Source organism: Lysobacter concretionis Ko07 = DSM 16239 (assembly GCF_000768345.1).
GTDB lineage: Bacteria > Pseudomonadota > Gammaproteobacteria > Xanthomonadales > Xanthomonadaceae > Novilysobacter > Novilysobacter concretionis.
Genome location: NZ_AVPS01000009.1, coordinates 128,471 through 143,839, shown reverse-complemented (window position 1 = coordinate 143,839; position 15,369 = coordinate 128,471). Strand labels below are relative to the sequence as shown.

Annotated in this window: 13 protein-coding genes; 4 read left to right on the top strand and 9 right to left on the bottom strand. The window is 67.2% G+C overall.

Translation table 11 applies throughout. From position 1 onward, the window contains the following. Nucleotides 1-24 precede the first annotated feature (24 nt). Complete coding sequence (locus N792_RS11810) at nt 25-624, top strand: HutD/Ves family protein (protein ID WP_036195438.1); 600 nt, start codon at nt 25-27, stop codon at nt 622-624. Between the two features lie 263 nt (nt 625-887). Here N792_RS11810 and N792_RS11805 read toward each other — a convergent pair whose 3' ends face one another. The 8 genes from N792_RS11805 to N792_RS11770 form a co-directional block, all read right to left on the bottom strand. Beyond that, nucleotides 888-3,074, bottom strand: a complete 2,187-nt coding sequence (locus N792_RS11805; RefSeq protein ID WP_052104051.1) for a TonB-dependent receptor — start codon at nt 3,072-3,074, stop codon at nt 888-890. A gap of 301 nt (nt 3,075-3,375) precedes the next feature. After that, complete coding sequence (locus tag N792_RS11800) at nt 3,376-3,696, bottom strand: non-heme iron oxygenase ferredoxin subunit (protein WP_036195434.1); 321 nt, start codon at nt 3,694-3,696, stop codon at nt 3,376-3,378. Between the two features lie 249 nt (nt 3,697-3,945). Beyond that, complete coding sequence (locus N792_RS11795) at nt 3,946-4,488, bottom strand: GNAT family N-acetyltransferase (RefSeq protein ID WP_036195433.1); 543 nt, start codon at nt 4,486-4,488, stop codon at nt 3,946-3,948. A gap of 91 nt (nt 4,489-4,579) precedes the next feature. Next, the gene (locus tag N792_RS11790) at nt 4,580-5,812 is read right to left on the bottom strand and encodes a cysteine desulfurase (RefSeq protein WP_036195558.1); all 1,233 of its coding nucleotides are present in this window, start codon (nt 5,810-5,812) and stop codon (nt 4,580-4,582) included. Nucleotides 5,813-5,868: 56 nt separating this feature from the next. Next, nucleotides 5,869-7,170, bottom strand: coding sequence for a Fe-S cluster assembly protein SufD (gene sufD, locus N792_RS11785; RefSeq protein WP_036195431.1), 1,302 nt, complete (start codon nt 7,168-7,170; stop codon nt 5,869-5,871). Further along, nucleotides 7,170-7,934 carry a Fe-S cluster assembly ATPase SufC gene (gene sufC, locus N792_RS11780; RefSeq protein ID WP_036195429.1) on the bottom strand — a complete coding sequence of 255 codons (765 nt, stop codon included), beginning with the start codon at nt 7,932-7,934 and terminating at the stop codon, nt 7,170-7,172. The genes sufD and sufC overlap by 1 nt, the downstream gene beginning before the upstream one ends. A gap of 146 nt (nt 7,935-8,080) precedes the next feature. After that, nucleotides 8,081-9,592, bottom strand: a complete 1,512-nt coding sequence (gene sufB / locus N792_RS11775) for a Fe-S cluster assembly protein SufB (RefSeq protein ID WP_084105784.1) — start codon at nt 9,590-9,592, stop codon at nt 8,081-8,083. 17 nt (nt 9,593-9,609) lie between these two features. Next, a complete protein-coding gene (locus tag N792_RS11770; RefSeq protein WP_036195426.1) occupies nt 9,610-10,074 on the bottom strand; it encodes an SUF system Fe-S cluster assembly regulator in 465 nt (154 codons plus the stop codon). Between the two features lie 326 nt (nt 10,075-10,400). Between N792_RS11770 and N792_RS11765 the strand changes: the two genes are divergently transcribed. The 3 genes from N792_RS11765 (at nt 10,401) to N792_RS11755 (ending at nt 14,797) form a co-directional block, all read left to right on the top strand. Next, the gene (locus N792_RS11765; RefSeq protein ID WP_036195424.1) at nt 10,401-10,886 is read left to right on the top strand and encodes an SET domain-containing protein; all 486 of its coding nucleotides are present in this window, start codon (nt 10,401-10,403) and stop codon (nt 10,884-10,886) included. Between the two features lie 674 nt (nt 10,887-11,560). Then, nucleotides 11,561-12,361 carry a 3-hydroxybutyrate dehydrogenase gene (locus tag N792_RS11760; RefSeq protein WP_036195422.1) on the top strand — a complete coding sequence of 267 codons (801 nt, stop codon included), beginning with the start codon at nt 11,561-11,563 and terminating at the stop codon, nt 12,359-12,361. Nucleotides 12,362-12,535: 174 nt separating this feature from the next. After that, nucleotides 12,536-14,797, top strand: coding sequence for a DUF5916 domain-containing protein (locus tag N792_RS11755; RefSeq protein WP_036195419.1), 2,262 nt, complete (start codon nt 12,536-12,538; stop codon nt 14,795-14,797). Nucleotides 14,798-14,821: 24 nt separating this feature from the next. Here the strand turns inward: N792_RS11755 and N792_RS11750 are convergent, their stop codons facing one another. Continuing rightward, complete coding sequence (locus tag N792_RS11750; protein WP_036195554.1) at nt 14,822-15,259, bottom strand: PIN domain-containing protein; 438 nt, start codon at nt 15,257-15,259, stop codon at nt 14,822-14,824. Nucleotides 15,260-15,369 lie beyond the last annotated feature (110 nt).

Below are 15,369 nucleotides of genomic sequence, written 5' to 3'. Positions count from 1 at the left end.
CGCCCGCCCTGTCGATCCCCTGCCATGGTCTCGTGCGTCATTCCCGCCAGCCACTACCGCCGCGAACGCTGGCGCAACCAGTTGGGCTGGACCCGCGAGATCTACAGGTCAGGCCCGGGTGGTCCGGATGAGGACGCGGGGCAGGACTGGGATTGGCGGCTGTCGATCGCCGAAATCGAATGTGATGCGGCGTTTTCGCCATTCCCGGGCATCGATCGCGTGCTGGTGCTGCTGTCGGGCAATGGACTGCGACTGCGCTTTGACGATGGCGAAACGGTGGAGCTGCAACCGCCGCACGACAAGCATCGCTTCGCCGGCGAGCGGGCCGTCAGCGGCGAACTGGTGGATGGTGCGACCCACGATTTCAATTTGATGTGGCGTCGTGACCGCATCGCCGCCGAGTTGTGGCACCGGCCGCTGGTCGGCCCGATGGTGATCTTTGTCGAGCCCGGGGAGACGTGGGCGGTACATGTGATCGCAGGCCACGCGCGGTTTGCCGACGACTCCGGATTGGCAGCCTTGCAGATGGGCGATACCGCGATCCTGGGTGCTTCGGAACAACGCCGGCGCCATGTGATCGAAGGCGGTGGCGAGGTGTTGCTGGTACGCACCAGGCCGGTTTGAATCCTGCGCCGAAACGCGGTTGCCGATAAGCGCTGATCGTCCTGCCGTGTCAGTGTCGTCGGGCATGGGCATATCGTTCGCCCGTGGTCCAGCTGGGATAGCCCGGACGTGCCCGTCGGACTGGCCGCCGTCGCGGCGCCGGGCAAGCAGGTGTTGCCCGTGACGCAAGGTGCGGGGCTCCCCATCGTCGACTTCGACCGGATCGGACAATGCCTGTGCGCCGGTGCTGCGCAGCCTGCTGTCGAGCACCGGCGCGCGCGGGCTCAGAACGCCATGTTCAGGCCCAGGTACCAGGCCCGCGGCGTGCCGGGGGTGATGTTGTTGTTGTTGTGGGCCGAGGCGTAGTGCTCGCGGTCCAGCAGGTTCTCGACGTTGAGCTGCAGCTGCAGGCTCGCGTTCACCCGATAGAACAGGGCCGCGTCGATACGCGTGTAACCGGGCAGGACCACGGCGTTGTCGGCCGCCGCGTACATCGCGTCGCGGTAGACCGCGCCGAGGCCGGCACCGAAGGCCGGAGTGAAGTCGTAGCGGTTCCACAGCGACACGGTGTGGCGGGGCAGGTTGGCCAGGTCACGGCCATTGGTGCGGTTCTCGCCGTCCTGCCAGGCGTAGCCGCCCATGACCTGCCAGCGGTCGCTGACATTGCCGGCGATGCCCAGCTCCAGGCCTTCGCTGCGCTGGCCATCCACCAGGATCGAGGTCGGCACACCGGGGTTGGTGACCGGGTCGTAGTCCGGATTGGCGACGGCCACGTTGGTGCGGTCCAGGCGGTAGGCGGCCGCGGTCAGCGACAACCCCGGCCGGACGTCCCACTTCGCGCCCAGCTCCTTGTTGCGGAACTGCTCGGGGTCCAGCGCCTGGTTGCCGGCATTGAGCGAGGACAGCTGGTCGCCGGAGCGAGGCAGGTGGGTGACGGAGTAGCTGGTATAGACCGACACCGTCTCGGCGGGCTTGTAGACCAGTCCCACGCGTGGCGACAGCAGGTCGTCCTCGCTGCGGAAGCGTTCGCCATTGCGGTTGTTGCGCAGGTCCATCTCGAAGCGGTCCAGGCGCACGCCGAGCACCGCCTGCCAGTGCGGGGAGAACTCGATCTGGTCCTGCAGGTACAGCGCGGCGACCTTGGCCACGCCGTGGTTGTCGGCGTCGGTCGCGCTCTGGGCGAAGTCGACCGGGCCGCGGTAGCGCGGTTCGGCCAGCGGTACGCACAACGAGTTGGTCACCGCGGGCGTGCCGGGCCGGCAACTGCTGTTGGCCGGGAAAGCCCCGCTCTGACGGAAGTTGTCGGTTTCCTGCCGGCCCAGTTCCATGCCGGCCAGCAGCGCGTGGGTGACGCCACCGGTGCGCACGGTAAAGCCCAGATCGGTCTGGTTGAACAGGTTCTCGCGGTCGGTGCGGTTGTTGTACGCACCCAGCGATACCAGATCGCCTTGCAGCGAGCCGGGGAACACGTTCTGGTAGAACTTGTCGTAGACCGCGTAGCGGGTGGCATTGCGCAACCAGGCGCCACTGGCGAAGTCGTGATGGATCACCGCATCGAACGCGTTGACCCGCGCCCACACCGGGCTGAGTTCCGGGTTGCCGAAGAAGGTCTCCGGATCCGTGGCCAGCGGCCGGCCGTCGCGCGAGGGCACGCCGCGATCGGCGACGCGGTCGTCGCGGAAATGCTCGTAGCCGAAGATGGCGGTGGTCGTTTCGCCCAATTGCAGCGCCAGGGTCGGATTGATGCCGTAGCGTTCGATGGTGACGCCATCGCGGTAGCTGGCCGAGTCCTCGGCCATCCCGGTGACGCGGAACGCGGCCCGCTCGTTCAGCGGCTGGCCCTGGTCGATGGTGAAGCGGCTGCGGTTCCATGAGCCCGCCTGGGCGGTGATCTCGTGGTGTTCCTGCCAGTCCGCCTTGCGGGTGACGCGATTGAGCACGCCGCCGGAACCGCCGCGGCCGAACACCATCGCGTTGGGGCCCTTGAGCGCCTCGACCCGCTCGATGTTGTAGACATCGCGGATGTACTGCACGTCGTCGCGCAGGCCGTCGACGAAGAAGTCCGCGGTCGAGCTGCTGCCGCGGATCACGGTGGTGTCGCGGTTGCCCTCGCCCTGGGCCATGCTCACGCCGGGCAGATAGCGGACCACATCGGCCAGCGCATTCATGCCCTGGTCGCGCATCAGCTCGCGGGTGACGATGCTGATCGCCTGCGGCGTGTCGCGCAGTGGGGTCCGGGTGCGGGTTGCGCTGGTGATGGAGTCGAGCGTGTAGCCGGCTGGACGCTGGCCGTGGACCTTGACCCGGTCCAGCTCGGTGGGCGTGGCCTGGCCGGCGACGGCGGGGGTTCCGCCGGCGTTGGCCGCCATGGGCGCACCCAGCGCCAGGCTGGTGAGGAGCGAGGCAGCGGTCAGGGATTGCGACGACAGCGTGCGGGAAAGGGGGTGCTTGCGGCTCTTGATGGGGGCCATGTCCATTGCCTTGAAAAAATCCGCCTGCGACCGGCGCGAGGTCCGGACGAAACGTTGGAGGAGAGGTTTTTTCTGTCTGGATGAAAGGCGACGCAGCGCCGCCTCAACAACGATCAAGCGGACATGCATTCACTCGCCCGCAGCAGACATCGCGGCAAGTGTAGACGCAATTGCGAATGATTCGCAATAAGATTTGTGGCGGCAAGGTGACGCGCGCGACCGGATCGCCGACGGCGATGGCTTGACGGCTCCGCCCTTGCGTCACCGGATGCCATGACGGACGGCGTGCTGGTTTACGCAGCTAGCGGTCGTCGCGGGTCCAGACGACGCCGTCTTCGACCTTCACCGGGAAGTTCACCGCCGGCTCGTAGGCAGGCGGACACAGCGCACGGCCATCGCGGACGTCGAACTTGGCGCCGTGCAGCACGCATTCGATCGTCGCGTCCTCCGCATCGAAACTGCCCGCGGACAGTTCGAAGTCCTCGTGCGAGCAGCGGTCTTCCAGGGCGTAATAGGTGCCGTCGAAATTGACCACCAGGATTGGCGTGTCGCCGTCCCAGGCAACGGTGGACTCGCCCGGCAGCAGTTCGGAGGTGGTGCACACGCGGGTCCAGTCGGTCATGAATCTGCCTGCTTGTTTGTGGGTAGGAGCGGTTGTAGGAGCGGCTTCAGCCGCGATCGGATGACGGGTTGCCCGCGCCGGTTGGAGGTTGCGACTTGAACCGCGGAGCTGCGGAGTACAGGTCGCGACTGACGTCGCTCCTACGGTAGAGGTGGGTAGTGCTCGGTGCTTTTGCAGGAGTCGCAAAGCTGCGAACGGTGATGGCGGGTGGCGGTGGCGACGGTCTACAGGTCGCGGCTGAAGCCGCTCCTACAGTTGAAGTGGGGTTGTCAGCGGTTTTTCCAGTACCTCGAAGCGCAGGTCGTCGCGGCGCGGGATGCCGAAGCGCTCGTCGCCGTAAGGGAACGGCTTGAACATGCCGGTGCGGCGGTAGCCACGGCGCTGGTAGAACGCAATCAGTTCGTCGCGCAGGTCGATCACGGTCATCCGCATCACCGGCAGCTGCCATTCGTCGCGCACCACGCGCTCGGCCTCGTCCAGGACCCGCGTGCCGATGCCGCCGCCCTGCAAGGTCGGCTTGACCGCGAACATGCCGAAATAGCCGGCGCCGTCGTCCTCGCAGACATGCGCGCAGGCAAGCAGCTCGCCGCCGCGCTCCAGCAGCAGGATCCGGCTGCGATCACGCATGATGTCCTCGCGCAGCACCTGCGGGTCGATCCGGTTGCCGTCGAGCACGTCGGCCTCGGTGGTCCAGCCCTGGCGGCTGCTGTCGCCGCGATAGGCGGCGGTGACAAACGCCACCAGCGACTCGATGTCGGCGAGGGTGGCGTTGCGGAAATGAAGATCGGGCATGGGTGCGTAAAATGGTGCCGTTGTAGGAGCGACGTAAGTCGCGATTTCACTGATACCCGTGATTGCCGTGCATTCGCGACTTGCGTCGCTCCTACAAAAGCAGCGTGCGGACTTTCTGCAGTGCGGTCACGAACGCGTCGATCTCGTCGAACGTGTTGTAGAACGCGAACGAGGCGCGGCAGGTTGCCGGCACGCCGAAATGGTGCATCAGCGGATGTGCGCAGTGGTGGCCGGAGCGCACCGCGACGCCTTCCAGGTCGAGCAGGGTGGCCAGATCGTGCGCGTGCGCGCCTTCGACCAGGAAACTGATCACCGCGGCCTTCTCGCGGGCCTCGCCGAAGATCCGCAGGCCCGGGATCTGCGACAGCTTTCCGGTCGCGTAGGCCAGCAGTTCCTGCTCGCGCGCCTCGATGTTCGCCATGCCGATGGAGGACAGGTAATCGACCGCCGCGCCCAGGCCGATGAAGCCGGAGATGTTCGGCGTGCCGGCCTCGAACTTGTGCGGTGCGTCGTTGAACACGGTGCCTTCGAAGCGGACTTCGCGGATCATCTCGCCGCCGCCCAGGAACGGCGGCATCGCCTGCAGGTGTTCGCGCCGTGCCCACAGCACGCCGGTGCCGGTCGGGCCGGCCATCTTGTGGCCGGTGATCGCGTAGAAGTCGCAGCCGATCGCGGCGATGTCCAGCGCGCGGTGCGGCGCGGCCTGCGAGCCGTCGATCAGGGTCACGATGCCCTGTTTGCGAGCGCGCCTGCAGATCTCGCGCACCGGGTTGACCGTGCCCAGCACGTTGGAGACGTGGGTCAGGGCGAGCAGCTTCACTTCCGGGGTCAGCAGCGAATAGAGCTGGTCGAGGTCGAGGTCGCCACGCTCGTCCAGTTCGGCGACCTTCAGCACCGCGCCGGTGCGCTCGGCGACCAGTTGCCACGGCACGATGTTGGCGTGGTGCTCCATCCGGGTCAGCACGATCGCATCGCCGGGCTGCAGCCGCGGCAGCGCCCAGCTGTAGGCGACCAGGTTGATCGCGAACGTGGTGCCGCTGCACAGCACCAGCTCGTCGGCGCGCACGTTGAGGAACGACGCCAGTTTGCCGCGCGCGCCCTCGTAGGCTTCGGTGGCCTCGGTGCCGAGCGCGTGCACCGCGCGGCTGACGTTGGCGTTGTGGCGCCGGTAGAAGTCGTCCACCGCGTCGATCACCACCGCCGGTTTCTGCCCGGTGTTGGCCGAGTCCAGGTAGATCAGTGGCTTGCCGTGGACCTGGCGGGTCAGCAGCGGGAAGTCGGCGCGGACTTTCGCCCAGTCGATGGCAGCCGCTGCCTGCGCCATCGACGGCGGCGCGCCGTCCTCGGTGCTGGCCGATTCCAGGGATTCCAGCGGCGTGTTCATGCCGATACCGACCGCGCCAGTGCGGTGTCCAGCCGTGCCGCGACGGCGTCGCGCAGGCCGGCGTCATCGAACACCGACAGCGTCTCGCGGCAGAACGCGCCGGTCAGCAGGGTGCGCGCCTGCTCGGCGGGCAGGCCGCGGCTGCGCAGGTAGAACAGCGCGGTCGGGTCGAGCTGGCCGACCGTCGCGCCATGTGCGGCCTGCACCTCATCGGCGTGGATGATCAGCACCGGCTGGGTGTCGATTTCCGCGCCTTCGCTGAGCAGCAGGTTCTTGTTGGACAGCGTCGCGTCGGTGCCGTCCGCGCCTTCGCGGATCAGGATGCCGCCGTGGAACACCACCCGCGCGCGGTCGGTGCCGATGCCGCGCCAGGTCAGTTCGCACGCGGTATCGCGGCCGGTATGGTCGACGCCCAGGCGGGTGTCCAGATGGCGGCGGCCGTCGCCGAGCAGCACGCCGTTGGCATGCACCTTCGCGGCATCGCCCTGCAGCGCGACATTGAGTTCGTGCCGCGACAGTGCCGCGCCCAGTTCCAGATCGAGCCGCCGGTATTCAGCCTGGCCGGCGAGCACCGCGTCGGTGCGGTTGATCAGCGTCGCGCCGGTGGACTCGTCCTGCACGCGGGCGTGCGACAGCCTTGCGTGCTTGCCCAGATGGACGTGCATCACGGCATTGGCGAAATGCCGGTGCGCGGGGCCGCCCAACTGGTGCTCGACCACACCCAGTTCGGCGCCGTCGGACAGCTCGATCAGATGGCGCAGGTGCCAGGCCTGATCGGCTTGATCGCCCTGGCTGGCGGTGCCGGCGAACACCAGATGGACCGGGGTCGTTGCACGCGCGTTGGCGTCGGCGCGCAATACCACGCCCTCGGTGGCGAGCGCGGCGTTGACCTTGGCGAACACCTCGTCGCTGCGCTCGAACTTGCGGGCCAGGAAGCTGGTCTGGCCGGCATCGCCTTCGTCCAGCACCTGCGACAGCGGCCTCAGGCTCACGCCCGCCGGCAGGCCGGTGAGGTCGGACGCGTCGGCGTGGAAGCGGCCGTTGACGAACACGATGCGCGGCGAGGGAATGTCCGCCAGCAATCCGGTGTCGAGTACCGGCACCGCATCGGCCGGCGCGAACGTGCGGCGCTCCAGCGCGCGCAGCGACGTGTACTTCCACGCCTCGACCCGCGCGTGCGGCAAGCCGTCGTGCAGGGCGGCGTCCAGCGCGGCGCGGCGCATGCCGCCCAGACCGCCGGCCTCGCGCGCGGGCAGGGTGTCGAAGGAGGACGCCAGCGAGTCGAGCAGGGCGCTCATCAGGCGACTTCCTCCGGCGAGATGCGATCCTTGATCCACTCGTAGCCGTGCGCTTCCAGTTCCAGCGCCAGTTCCGGCCCGCCGGATTCGACGATCCGGCCATCGGCGAGCACGTGCACCACGTCGGGCTTGATGTAGTCGAGCAGGCGCTGGTAGTGGGTGATCACCAGGAACAGGCGGTCCGGCGAACGCAGCGCGTTGACGCCCTCGGCGACGGTCCTTAGGGCGTCGATGTCCAGGCCCGAGTCGGTCTCGTCGAGGATCGCCAGCTTGGGCTCCAGCAACGCGAGCTGGAAAATCTCGTTGCGCTTCTTCTCGCCGCCGGAAAAGCCCTCGTTGACGGCCCGGTGCAGCAGTTCGTCCTTGAGGTGCAGCACGGCGAGCTTCTCGCGCACGCGTTTCAGGAACTGCATCGAGTCCAGCTCCTCTTCGCCGCGCGCCTTGCGCTGGGCGTTGAGCGCGGTGCGCAGGAAATAGGTGTTGTTCACGCCGGGGATCTCGACCGGGTACTGGAACGCCAGGAACACCCCGAGTGCAGCGCGCTCCTCGGGCTCCAGCGCCAGCAGGTCGTGGCCCATGAACGTCACCGAACCTTCGGTGATCTCGTAGCCTTCGCGGCCGGCGATGATATTGCCCAGGGTGGACTTGCCGGCCCCGTTGGGACCCATGATCGCGTGCACCTGGCCCGGCTGCAGTTCCAGGCTCAGTCCCTTGAGGATTTCCTTGTCGCCGATGCGGACGTGGAGGTTGTCGATCTTCAGCATGGTGGTTTTCTCGTTGCCCGCTAGCGGGTGAATGATGTTTTTGTTTTTTGTAGGAGCGACGTGAGTCGCGATCAAAGCCGGCTTCGCGCGCGGATATTTCCGATCGCGACTCACGTCGCTCCTACGACACAGGCTGGGGCCCCCGCCTAGCCGACCGCGCCTTCCAGGCTCACTTCCAGCAAGGCCTTGGCCTCGATCGCGAATTCCATCGGCAGCTCGCGGAACACCTGCTTGCAGAAGCCGTCGACGATCATCGACACCGCGTCTTCCTCGCCGATGCCGCGGCTGCGGCAGTAGAACATCTGCTCGTCGCTGATCTTGGAGGCGCTGGCCTCGTGCTCGACGGTCGCGGTGGGGTTGCGCACCTCGATGTACGGGATCGCGTGGGCGCCGCACTGCTTGCCGATCAGCAGCGAGTCGCACTGGGTGTAGTTGCGCGCGCCTTCGGCGGTCGAGGTCATCTTGACCAGTCCGCGGTAGGTGTTCTGGCCGCGGCCGGCGCTGATGCCCTTGCTGATGATCGTGCTCTTGGTGCGCTTGCCGATGTGGATCATCTTGGTGCCGGTGTCGGCCTGCTGGCGGTGGTGGGTCAGCGCGACGGAGTGGAACTCGCCGGTGGAGTCGTCGCCGATCAGCACGCAGGACGGGTACTTCCAGGTGATCGCCGAACCGGTCTCGACCTGGGTCCAGTGGATCCGGCTGCGCGCGCCACGGCACTCGCCGCGCTTGGTGACGAAGTTGTAGATGCCGCCGACGCCGTTCTCGTCGCCGGGGTACCAGTTCTGCACGGTGGAGTACTTGATGTCCGACTCCTCCAGCGCGACCAGCTCGACCACCGCCGCGTGCAGCTGGTTCTCGTCGCGCATCGGAGCGGTGCAGCCTTCCAGGTAGGAGACCTTGGCGCGGTCCTCGCAGATGATCAGGGTGCGCTCGAACTGGCCGGTGTGGCCGGCGTTGATGCGGAAGTAGGTGCTCAGCTCCATCGGGCACTTCACGCCTTCGGGGATGTACACGAAACTGCCGTCGGAGAACACCGCCGAGTTCAGCGCAGCGAAGTAGTTGTCACCGATCGGCACCACCGTGCCCAGGTATTTCCGTACCAGTTCCGGGTGGTTCTTGATGGCCTCCGACATCGAGCAGAAGATGATGCCCTTGTCGGTCAGCTCCTTGTGCACGGTGGTGCCCACCGAGACCGAGTCGAACACCACATCGACCGCCACGCCGGCCAGCTTGGCGCGCTCGTGCAGCGGAATGCCGAGTTTGTCGTAGGTGTCGATGAGCTCCTGCGGCACGTCATCGAGCGACTTGTACTTCGGCCCCTTGGGCGCGGAGTAGTAGCTGAGCGCCTGCAGGTCGATCGGGGCGATGTCCAGCTTGGCCCAGTCGGGCATCGGCATGGTCAGGAAGTGGCGGTAGGCCTCCAGGCGCCACTGCGTCATCCACTCGGGCTCCTCCTTGATCGCGGAGAGCTGGCGGATGATGTCCTCGTTCAACCCCGGTGGCAGGCTGAAGGTCTCGATGTCGGTGATGAAGCCGGCCTCGTAGGTACGGCCGAGCTGCTCGTGGATCTCACGGTTCGCACCGTCGGCGCCTTGCGGAGCCGGGGCGTTCGTCGACGGGGTGTTCGACGTCGTATTTTCGATGGTCTGGGTGGCCATGGGCTGCCTGTGATCGGTCATGCGTTGGCAAGGTGCAGGTCGATGCGCCTTGCATTGGAAGGGTGGGACGACGGAGAGGGCGGAGTCAGCATCTGCGTCAGGGTCACCGCGCGCAGTGCATCGGCGACGACATCATTGATGTGGCGCCAGTTGGCGCGCACGCTGCACGAGTCCTCGATCCCGCAGTTGCCGCCTTCGTGGATGCTGCATTCGGTCATCGCCAGCGGACCTTCCATGGCCTCGACGATCTCGATCAGGGTGATCTCACCGGCCGGACGGGCGAGCCGGTAGCCGCCGTTGGCGCCGCGGAAGCCCTCCACCAGGCCGGCCTGCGCCAGCGGTTTGAGCAGCTTGCTCACGGTCGGCGTCTCCAGTCCGGCGCGCTCCGCCAGCTCCGGCGCACTGAGCACGACCGACGGATCGGCGGCCAGTACGGTCAGTACCAGGGTGGCGTAATCGGTGAGTCTGGTGACGCGCAACATGCGGGCTCCTCAATCAGTACCGGAATTGTACGGATTATCGCGGCCGAGTCCAAGCAAACACCGGTCAGCGGGTTCAGGTCTTGGCGTGGCGCCGACGCCCAGGGTGGCGGGAGGGCGGCGCTGGCAGAAGCCGTCGGGCCCGGTGGCATTCCCGGTATCGGCGCACATCGGACGGGACGGGCCCACCACACCGCAGGCGCTGCTGTTCGGCGATCCGGGCGCCTGTGCGATGGTGAATGACGCAGGAGGACCCGTCGTCGCGGTCGTTGGCCGCACCGCCCGCCTGCGGCCACAATGTGCGCTCCTTTTTTCTTCCGGACCCACGCATGCCGCGCAAGATCATCGCCCGTCATTCCGCCATCCACGGCAACGGTGTGTTCGCCGTGGCTCCGATCGCCAAGGGCGAGCGCATCGTCGAGTACACCGGCCGCCGCCGCACCCATGACGAGGTGGACGCCGGCGATACCGGCGATGCCTCGTCCGGGCACACCTTCCTGTTTACCCTCAACGACGAGTACGTGATCGACGCCAACTACCAGGGCGGCGTCGCGCGCTGGATCAACCACAGCTGCGAGCCCAACTGCGAGGCGGTGCTGGAGGAGGACGAGGGCGACGACCGCAGCAAGGATCGCGTGTTCATCGAAGCGAGCCAGGACATCGAGCCCGGCGACGAGCTGGTCTACAACTACGGCATCACCCTGGCCGAAGCCCACACCCCGCGGATGAAACGGATCTGGGCCTGCTACTGCGGCGCCGACACCTGCACCGGAACGATGCTGCAGCCCAAGCGGAAAGCGAAGCCGAAGGCCTGAGCAAGGTCGGCGTCGCGGCATGACGCGATGCCGAGATGACCGGATTGCCGTCCCATGGGCTTCCTTCGGTCGTCCGGCTGGACTTCCTTCGGTCGTATCAGCGGCTTCAGCCGCGACCTGTACATCCGCTCCCGCGATTGCGCCGCTTCGCATGGGACGGTGGCAATATCGGCGCCGCTTTCGTCGGGTCATGCACAGGTGCTGGCAGGTGCAGTCTCTGCGCGTTCGCGACTGACGTCGCTCCTGCGATCGAAGCCTGGGTCGGATGACCGGAGGAAGCCTCTACTGGCAACGGCACCATCTGTGTGCATCACACACATGGCCACACCAAGACACGTCGCCACGCCCTCCGGTAGGAGCGACGTGAGTTGCGACCTGTACATCCCATCCATCGTCCGGGACGCGCCGACCCGCACCGGATTTTCGATTCGGGGCGACGCCAGATGGACAAAGGGCGTGGGTGTCACGCCTCTGCGCGTTCTCGACTCGCCGGCGGAGGCATGCCTCCGCCACTCCTGCGCTGGACGCTGGTATCCCCGGCGCGCACCCGGATTCGGCATTTACCGCATCCGGGTCCGTCCGCGCCAGTGGACCAACGGCATCGCCGGGGGCAGGTTGTCGTCATTGCGCTTTCGCTACCATCGCCTGACCGCACACACCATCAGGAGTCCCGCATGAGTTCGATCCAGGGCAAGGTCGCCGTCATCACCGGCGCGGCCAGCGGCATCGGCAAGGAAATCGCGTTCGAGCTTTCCCGCGCGGGCGCGTTGATCGCGGTGGCCGACATCAATCTGGACGGGGCGCAGGCGGTCGCCGACGGGATCGTGCAGGCGGGTGGCCGGGCGATGGGGGTGGCGATGGACGTCACCGACGAGGCGGCGGTCGATGCCGGGATCGCCAGCGTCGTCGCCGAGTTGGGGGCAGTCGATATCCTCGTTTCCAACGCGGGCATCCAGATCGTCAATCCGATCGAGAACTACGCCTTCGCGGACTGGAAGAAGATGCTCGCGATCCACCTGGACGGCGCATTCCTGACCACCAGGGCGGCGTTGCCGCACATGTACCGCGACGATGGCCACGGCAACAGTCGCGGCGGCGTAGTCATCTATATGGGGTCGGTGCATTCGCACGAAGCGTCGAAACTCAAGTCGGCCTATGTGACCGCCAAGCACGGCCTGCTCGGCCTGGCGCGGGTGCTGGCGAAGGAAGGCGGCAGTCGCGGCGTGCGCAGCCATGTGGTCTGCCCGGGTTTCGTGCGCACTCCGCTGGTCGACCAGCAGATCCCGGAGCAATCCCTTGAGCTGGGCATCAGCGAGGAAGAGGTGGTGAAGAACGTGATGCTCGGCCAGACCGTCGATGGCATCTTCACCACGGTGGAGGATGTCGCCAAAACCGTGCGGTTCCTCGCCGAGTTCCCCAGCGCCGCCCTGACCGGGCAGAGCGTCGTCGTCAGCCACGGCTGGTACATGCAGTAACGCAGGCCGGACACGGCTTGGCGGCGCGATGCCGGTCTGGAGCCGGGGCCGGGCCGGGGCTGTCCCTTTGGCCCGATGCGCTCCGGCCGCCTTTGGTTGCCATGACCTATGCCATTCGGTGCGCGCCGTGGTTCTGGATAGCCTGCATAGGGTTCCCCGCCGACCGAGCTTTCCATGCGTCTTGCCCCTGTTGTCGTCCTGTCCGCCGTGTCGCTCGCCACCTTGGCCCTGCCTGTCCGGGCGGTCGAGATCGACGGACGGATCGATCCGGACGAATGGGCGGGCGCGCAGCACATCACCGACTTCCGCCTGACCCAGCCGTTGTCGCTGGTGCCGTCGCCGTACCCGACCCAGGCCTGGGTGATGTCGACTCCGGAAGGGTTGGCGGTCGCGTTCCGCAACACCCAGCCGGCCGGAGTGACGCGGACCCGCGAGCGCACCCGCCGTGACGAGATGGGCCAGCTGGACCGGGTCAACGTGATCGTCGATTTCGATGGCGATGGCCGCACCGGCTACGACTTCGTGATCTCCCTGGCCGGCGGCATCGCCGACGAGGTGGTCACCAACGAAGGCCGCTTCAACGGCGACTGGGACGGCAGCTGGCTGCACGCCACCAGCGAGGACGAGCAGGGCTGGAGCGCGGAGTTCCTGATCCCCTGGTACACCGCGCCGATGCGCAAGGCCACTGGCGGCACCCGCACCATCGGGCTGTACCTGGACCGGGTGATCGGCTCCACCGGCGAGCGCGTGGCCTGGCCCACGGCGAGCTTCCAGCGCGCGCGCTTCCTGTCGGATTTCGCCAAGGTCGAGTTGCCCGCCTACAGCCAGTCGCTGCTGGCCGTCACCCCGTACGTGGTCGGCGTGCATGACCGGATTCATGGCGGCAGCGATTTCGATGCCGGCGCCGACATCGTCTGGAAGCCCAACGGCCAGACCCAGCTGACCGCGACCGTCAATCCGGATTTCGGCCAGGTCGAGAGCGACGACCTGGTGGTCAACTTCGGCGCCGAGGAGACCTTCTTCAGCGACAAGCGGCCGTTCTTCACCGAGAACCAGGGCATCTTCGATTTCGGCCTGCTGATCGACAACAGCCAACTGGTCTATACCCGCCGCGTCGGCGGCCGTGCCGACGATGGCAGCGGTGCGGGCGATGTCGATGCGGCGGTCAAGCTCAACGGCAGCCTGGGTGCGACCAACTACGGCGTGCTGGCGGCCGAGGAAAGCGGGCCGGCCGGGCGGTCGTTCCGCGCGTTGCGGCTGCACCACGATTTCCAGGGCCAGACGCTGGGCCTGATCGCCACCGAGGTCCAGCGGCCCTGGCTGGACCGGCGTGCGCATGTGGTCGGGATCGACCATCGCTGGCAGCCGACCGACGCGCTGACCGTGCTCGGCAACGTGGTCGGCAGTGACATCGAACAGGCCGGCAGCACCACGCGCGGCAGTGGCGCGACGCTGGTGGTGGACTACGAGATGGGCGGCGGCTGGCGCCAGCAATGGCTGGGGATGCATTTCGGCGACAGCCTGGAGGTCAACGACTTCGGTTATCTGGGCCGCAACAACCTCAACTACGGACACTGGCAGCTCAGCCGGCGTCTGACCGACCAGCCGGCCGAGTCGGTGTACGCCTCGCACGACTACCGCGGCCGGGTGATCGGCATCGACACCGACCACGGGCTGCGCATCCAGCGCCAGTTGCGCCTGATCCGCCAGAGCGAGCGCCGCGATGGCGGCAGCGAATACCTGCAGTTCAATCTCAATGCGCCGTCCTGGGACGACCAGCTGACCCGTGGCCGCAATGCGCTGTACCGACCGGGCAATTTCGGCCTGTCGTGGGAACGCAACCGGCCGCGCAAGGGCGCCTGGGCCTGGGAGTTCGACGGCTGGGTCGGCAGCGGCGGCCTGGCCGGCAACCGGGAGGTTGGCTACAGCGTGCAGTTCCAGCCGACCTATTTCTTCAGCGATGCGTTGCGTGCCTTCGCCGAAGTGTCGGTCGAACACACCCCGGACTGGCTGGTGTGGCAACACGACAACCTGGTGGGACGCTTCGACCAGCGTTCGCTGGGACTGGATGCCGGGCTCGACTGGAGCATCGGCCAACGCCAGGAATTGCGGGTGAAGCTGCAGGCGATCGGCCTGGATGCGCGCCTGCAGCAGGCGGTGCAGGTCGGTGCGGATGGGCGCGCGGTCGCGGTGGATGCCAGCGGCGATGGTTCGCCCGGCAGTGCGGTCACCGATTTCAGCCTGCGCAACCTGGGCTTCCAGGTGCGCTACCGCTACATGCTCGCGCCGCTGTCGGACCTGTATGTGGTCTACGGCCGTGGCGGCTATTGGCTGGACGAATTCGCGGTCGAGCCGCGCGACCAGTTGCGCGACAGTTTTTCGCTGCGCGACAGCGAGCAGCTGCTGGTGAAACTGTCCTACCGGTTCGAGCTGTAGCCGGCCGACCGTCGCGCAGCAGCTTCAGACCGATGCCGCCTGCGCGAAGCGGGCCGCCCAGTCCTGCGGTGTCAGGATCTCGAACAGGCCATCGCGCCGGCATCGCGCGGCCAGCACCAGCAGATGTTGATCGCGGCTGAGCAGCCAGCGTGCGCCGGTGGCGTGCGCCAGGCGCAGGAATTTCTGGTCGTCCGGATCCACGCACCGCGGTGGCGGTTTGCCATCCCGGCGGTTTGCATCGGTCGACACCGGCTGCATCAGGGCGTCGAACGCGTCGATCAGCGCGCTGCGACGCGGGTCTTGCAGCCGAAGTGCCGGATACCCGAGCACCCGCAACCATTCGGCCCGGCAGTCCGCATCGACCACGGCCACCACGTTGCCGCTTCGCAGAGCCTCCGCCAGCAGGTTTACCCGCGGATCTTCGAACAGCAGCAGGTCGAGGCAGACATTGGTGTCGAGCACGATCCGGGACGCTGCCGGGCCCGCAGGGCCGGGAGTCCGCATCGCCGGGGCTGATGGAAGGGAGGTGTCGATGGGCGGTGTCGATGGAGGTGGGGCGGGTGAGGGCGGCC

Coding starts and splice junctions, on each gene's coding strand:
- N792_RS11810 (WP_036195438.1), top strand. CDS start 25: ATGGTCTCGTGCGTCATTCCCGCCAGCCACTACCGCCGCGAACGCTGG.
- N792_RS11805 (WP_052104051.1), bottom strand. CDS start 3,074: ATGGCCCCCATCAAGAGCCGCAAGCACCCCCTTTCCCGCACGCTGTCG.
- N792_RS11800 (WP_036195434.1), bottom strand. CDS start 3,696: ATGACCGACTGGACCCGCGTGTGCACCACCTCCGAACTGCTGCCGGGC.
- N792_RS11795 (WP_036195433.1), bottom strand. CDS start 4,488: ATGCCCGATCTTCATTTCCGCAACGCCACCCTCGCCGACATCGAGTCG.
- N792_RS11790 (WP_036195558.1), bottom strand. CDS start 5,812: ATGGCGCAGGCAGCGGCTGCCATCGACTGGGCGAAAGTCCGCGCCGAC.
- sufD (WP_036195431.1), bottom strand. CDS start 7,170: ATGAGCGCCCTGCTCGACTCGCTGGCGTCCTCCTTCGACACCCTGCCC.
- sufC (WP_036195429.1), bottom strand. CDS start 7,934: ATGCTGAAGATCGACAACCTCCACGTCCGCATCGGCGACAAGGAAATC.
- sufB (WP_084105784.1), bottom strand. CDS start 9,592: ATGGCCACCCAGACCATCGAAAATACGACGTCGAACACCCCGTCGACG.
- N792_RS11770 (WP_036195426.1), bottom strand. CDS start 10,074: ATGTTGCGCGTCACCAGACTCACCGATTACGCCACCCTGGTACTGACC.
- N792_RS11765 (WP_036195424.1), top strand. CDS start 10,401: ATGCCGCGCAAGATCATCGCCCGTCATTCCGCCATCCACGGCAACGGT.
- N792_RS11760 (WP_036195422.1), top strand. CDS start 11,561: ATGAGTTCGATCCAGGGCAAGGTCGCCGTCATCACCGGCGCGGCCAGC.
- N792_RS11755 (WP_036195419.1), top strand. CDS start 12,536: ATGCGTCTTGCCCCTGTTGTCGTCCTGTCCGCCGTGTCGCTCGCCACC.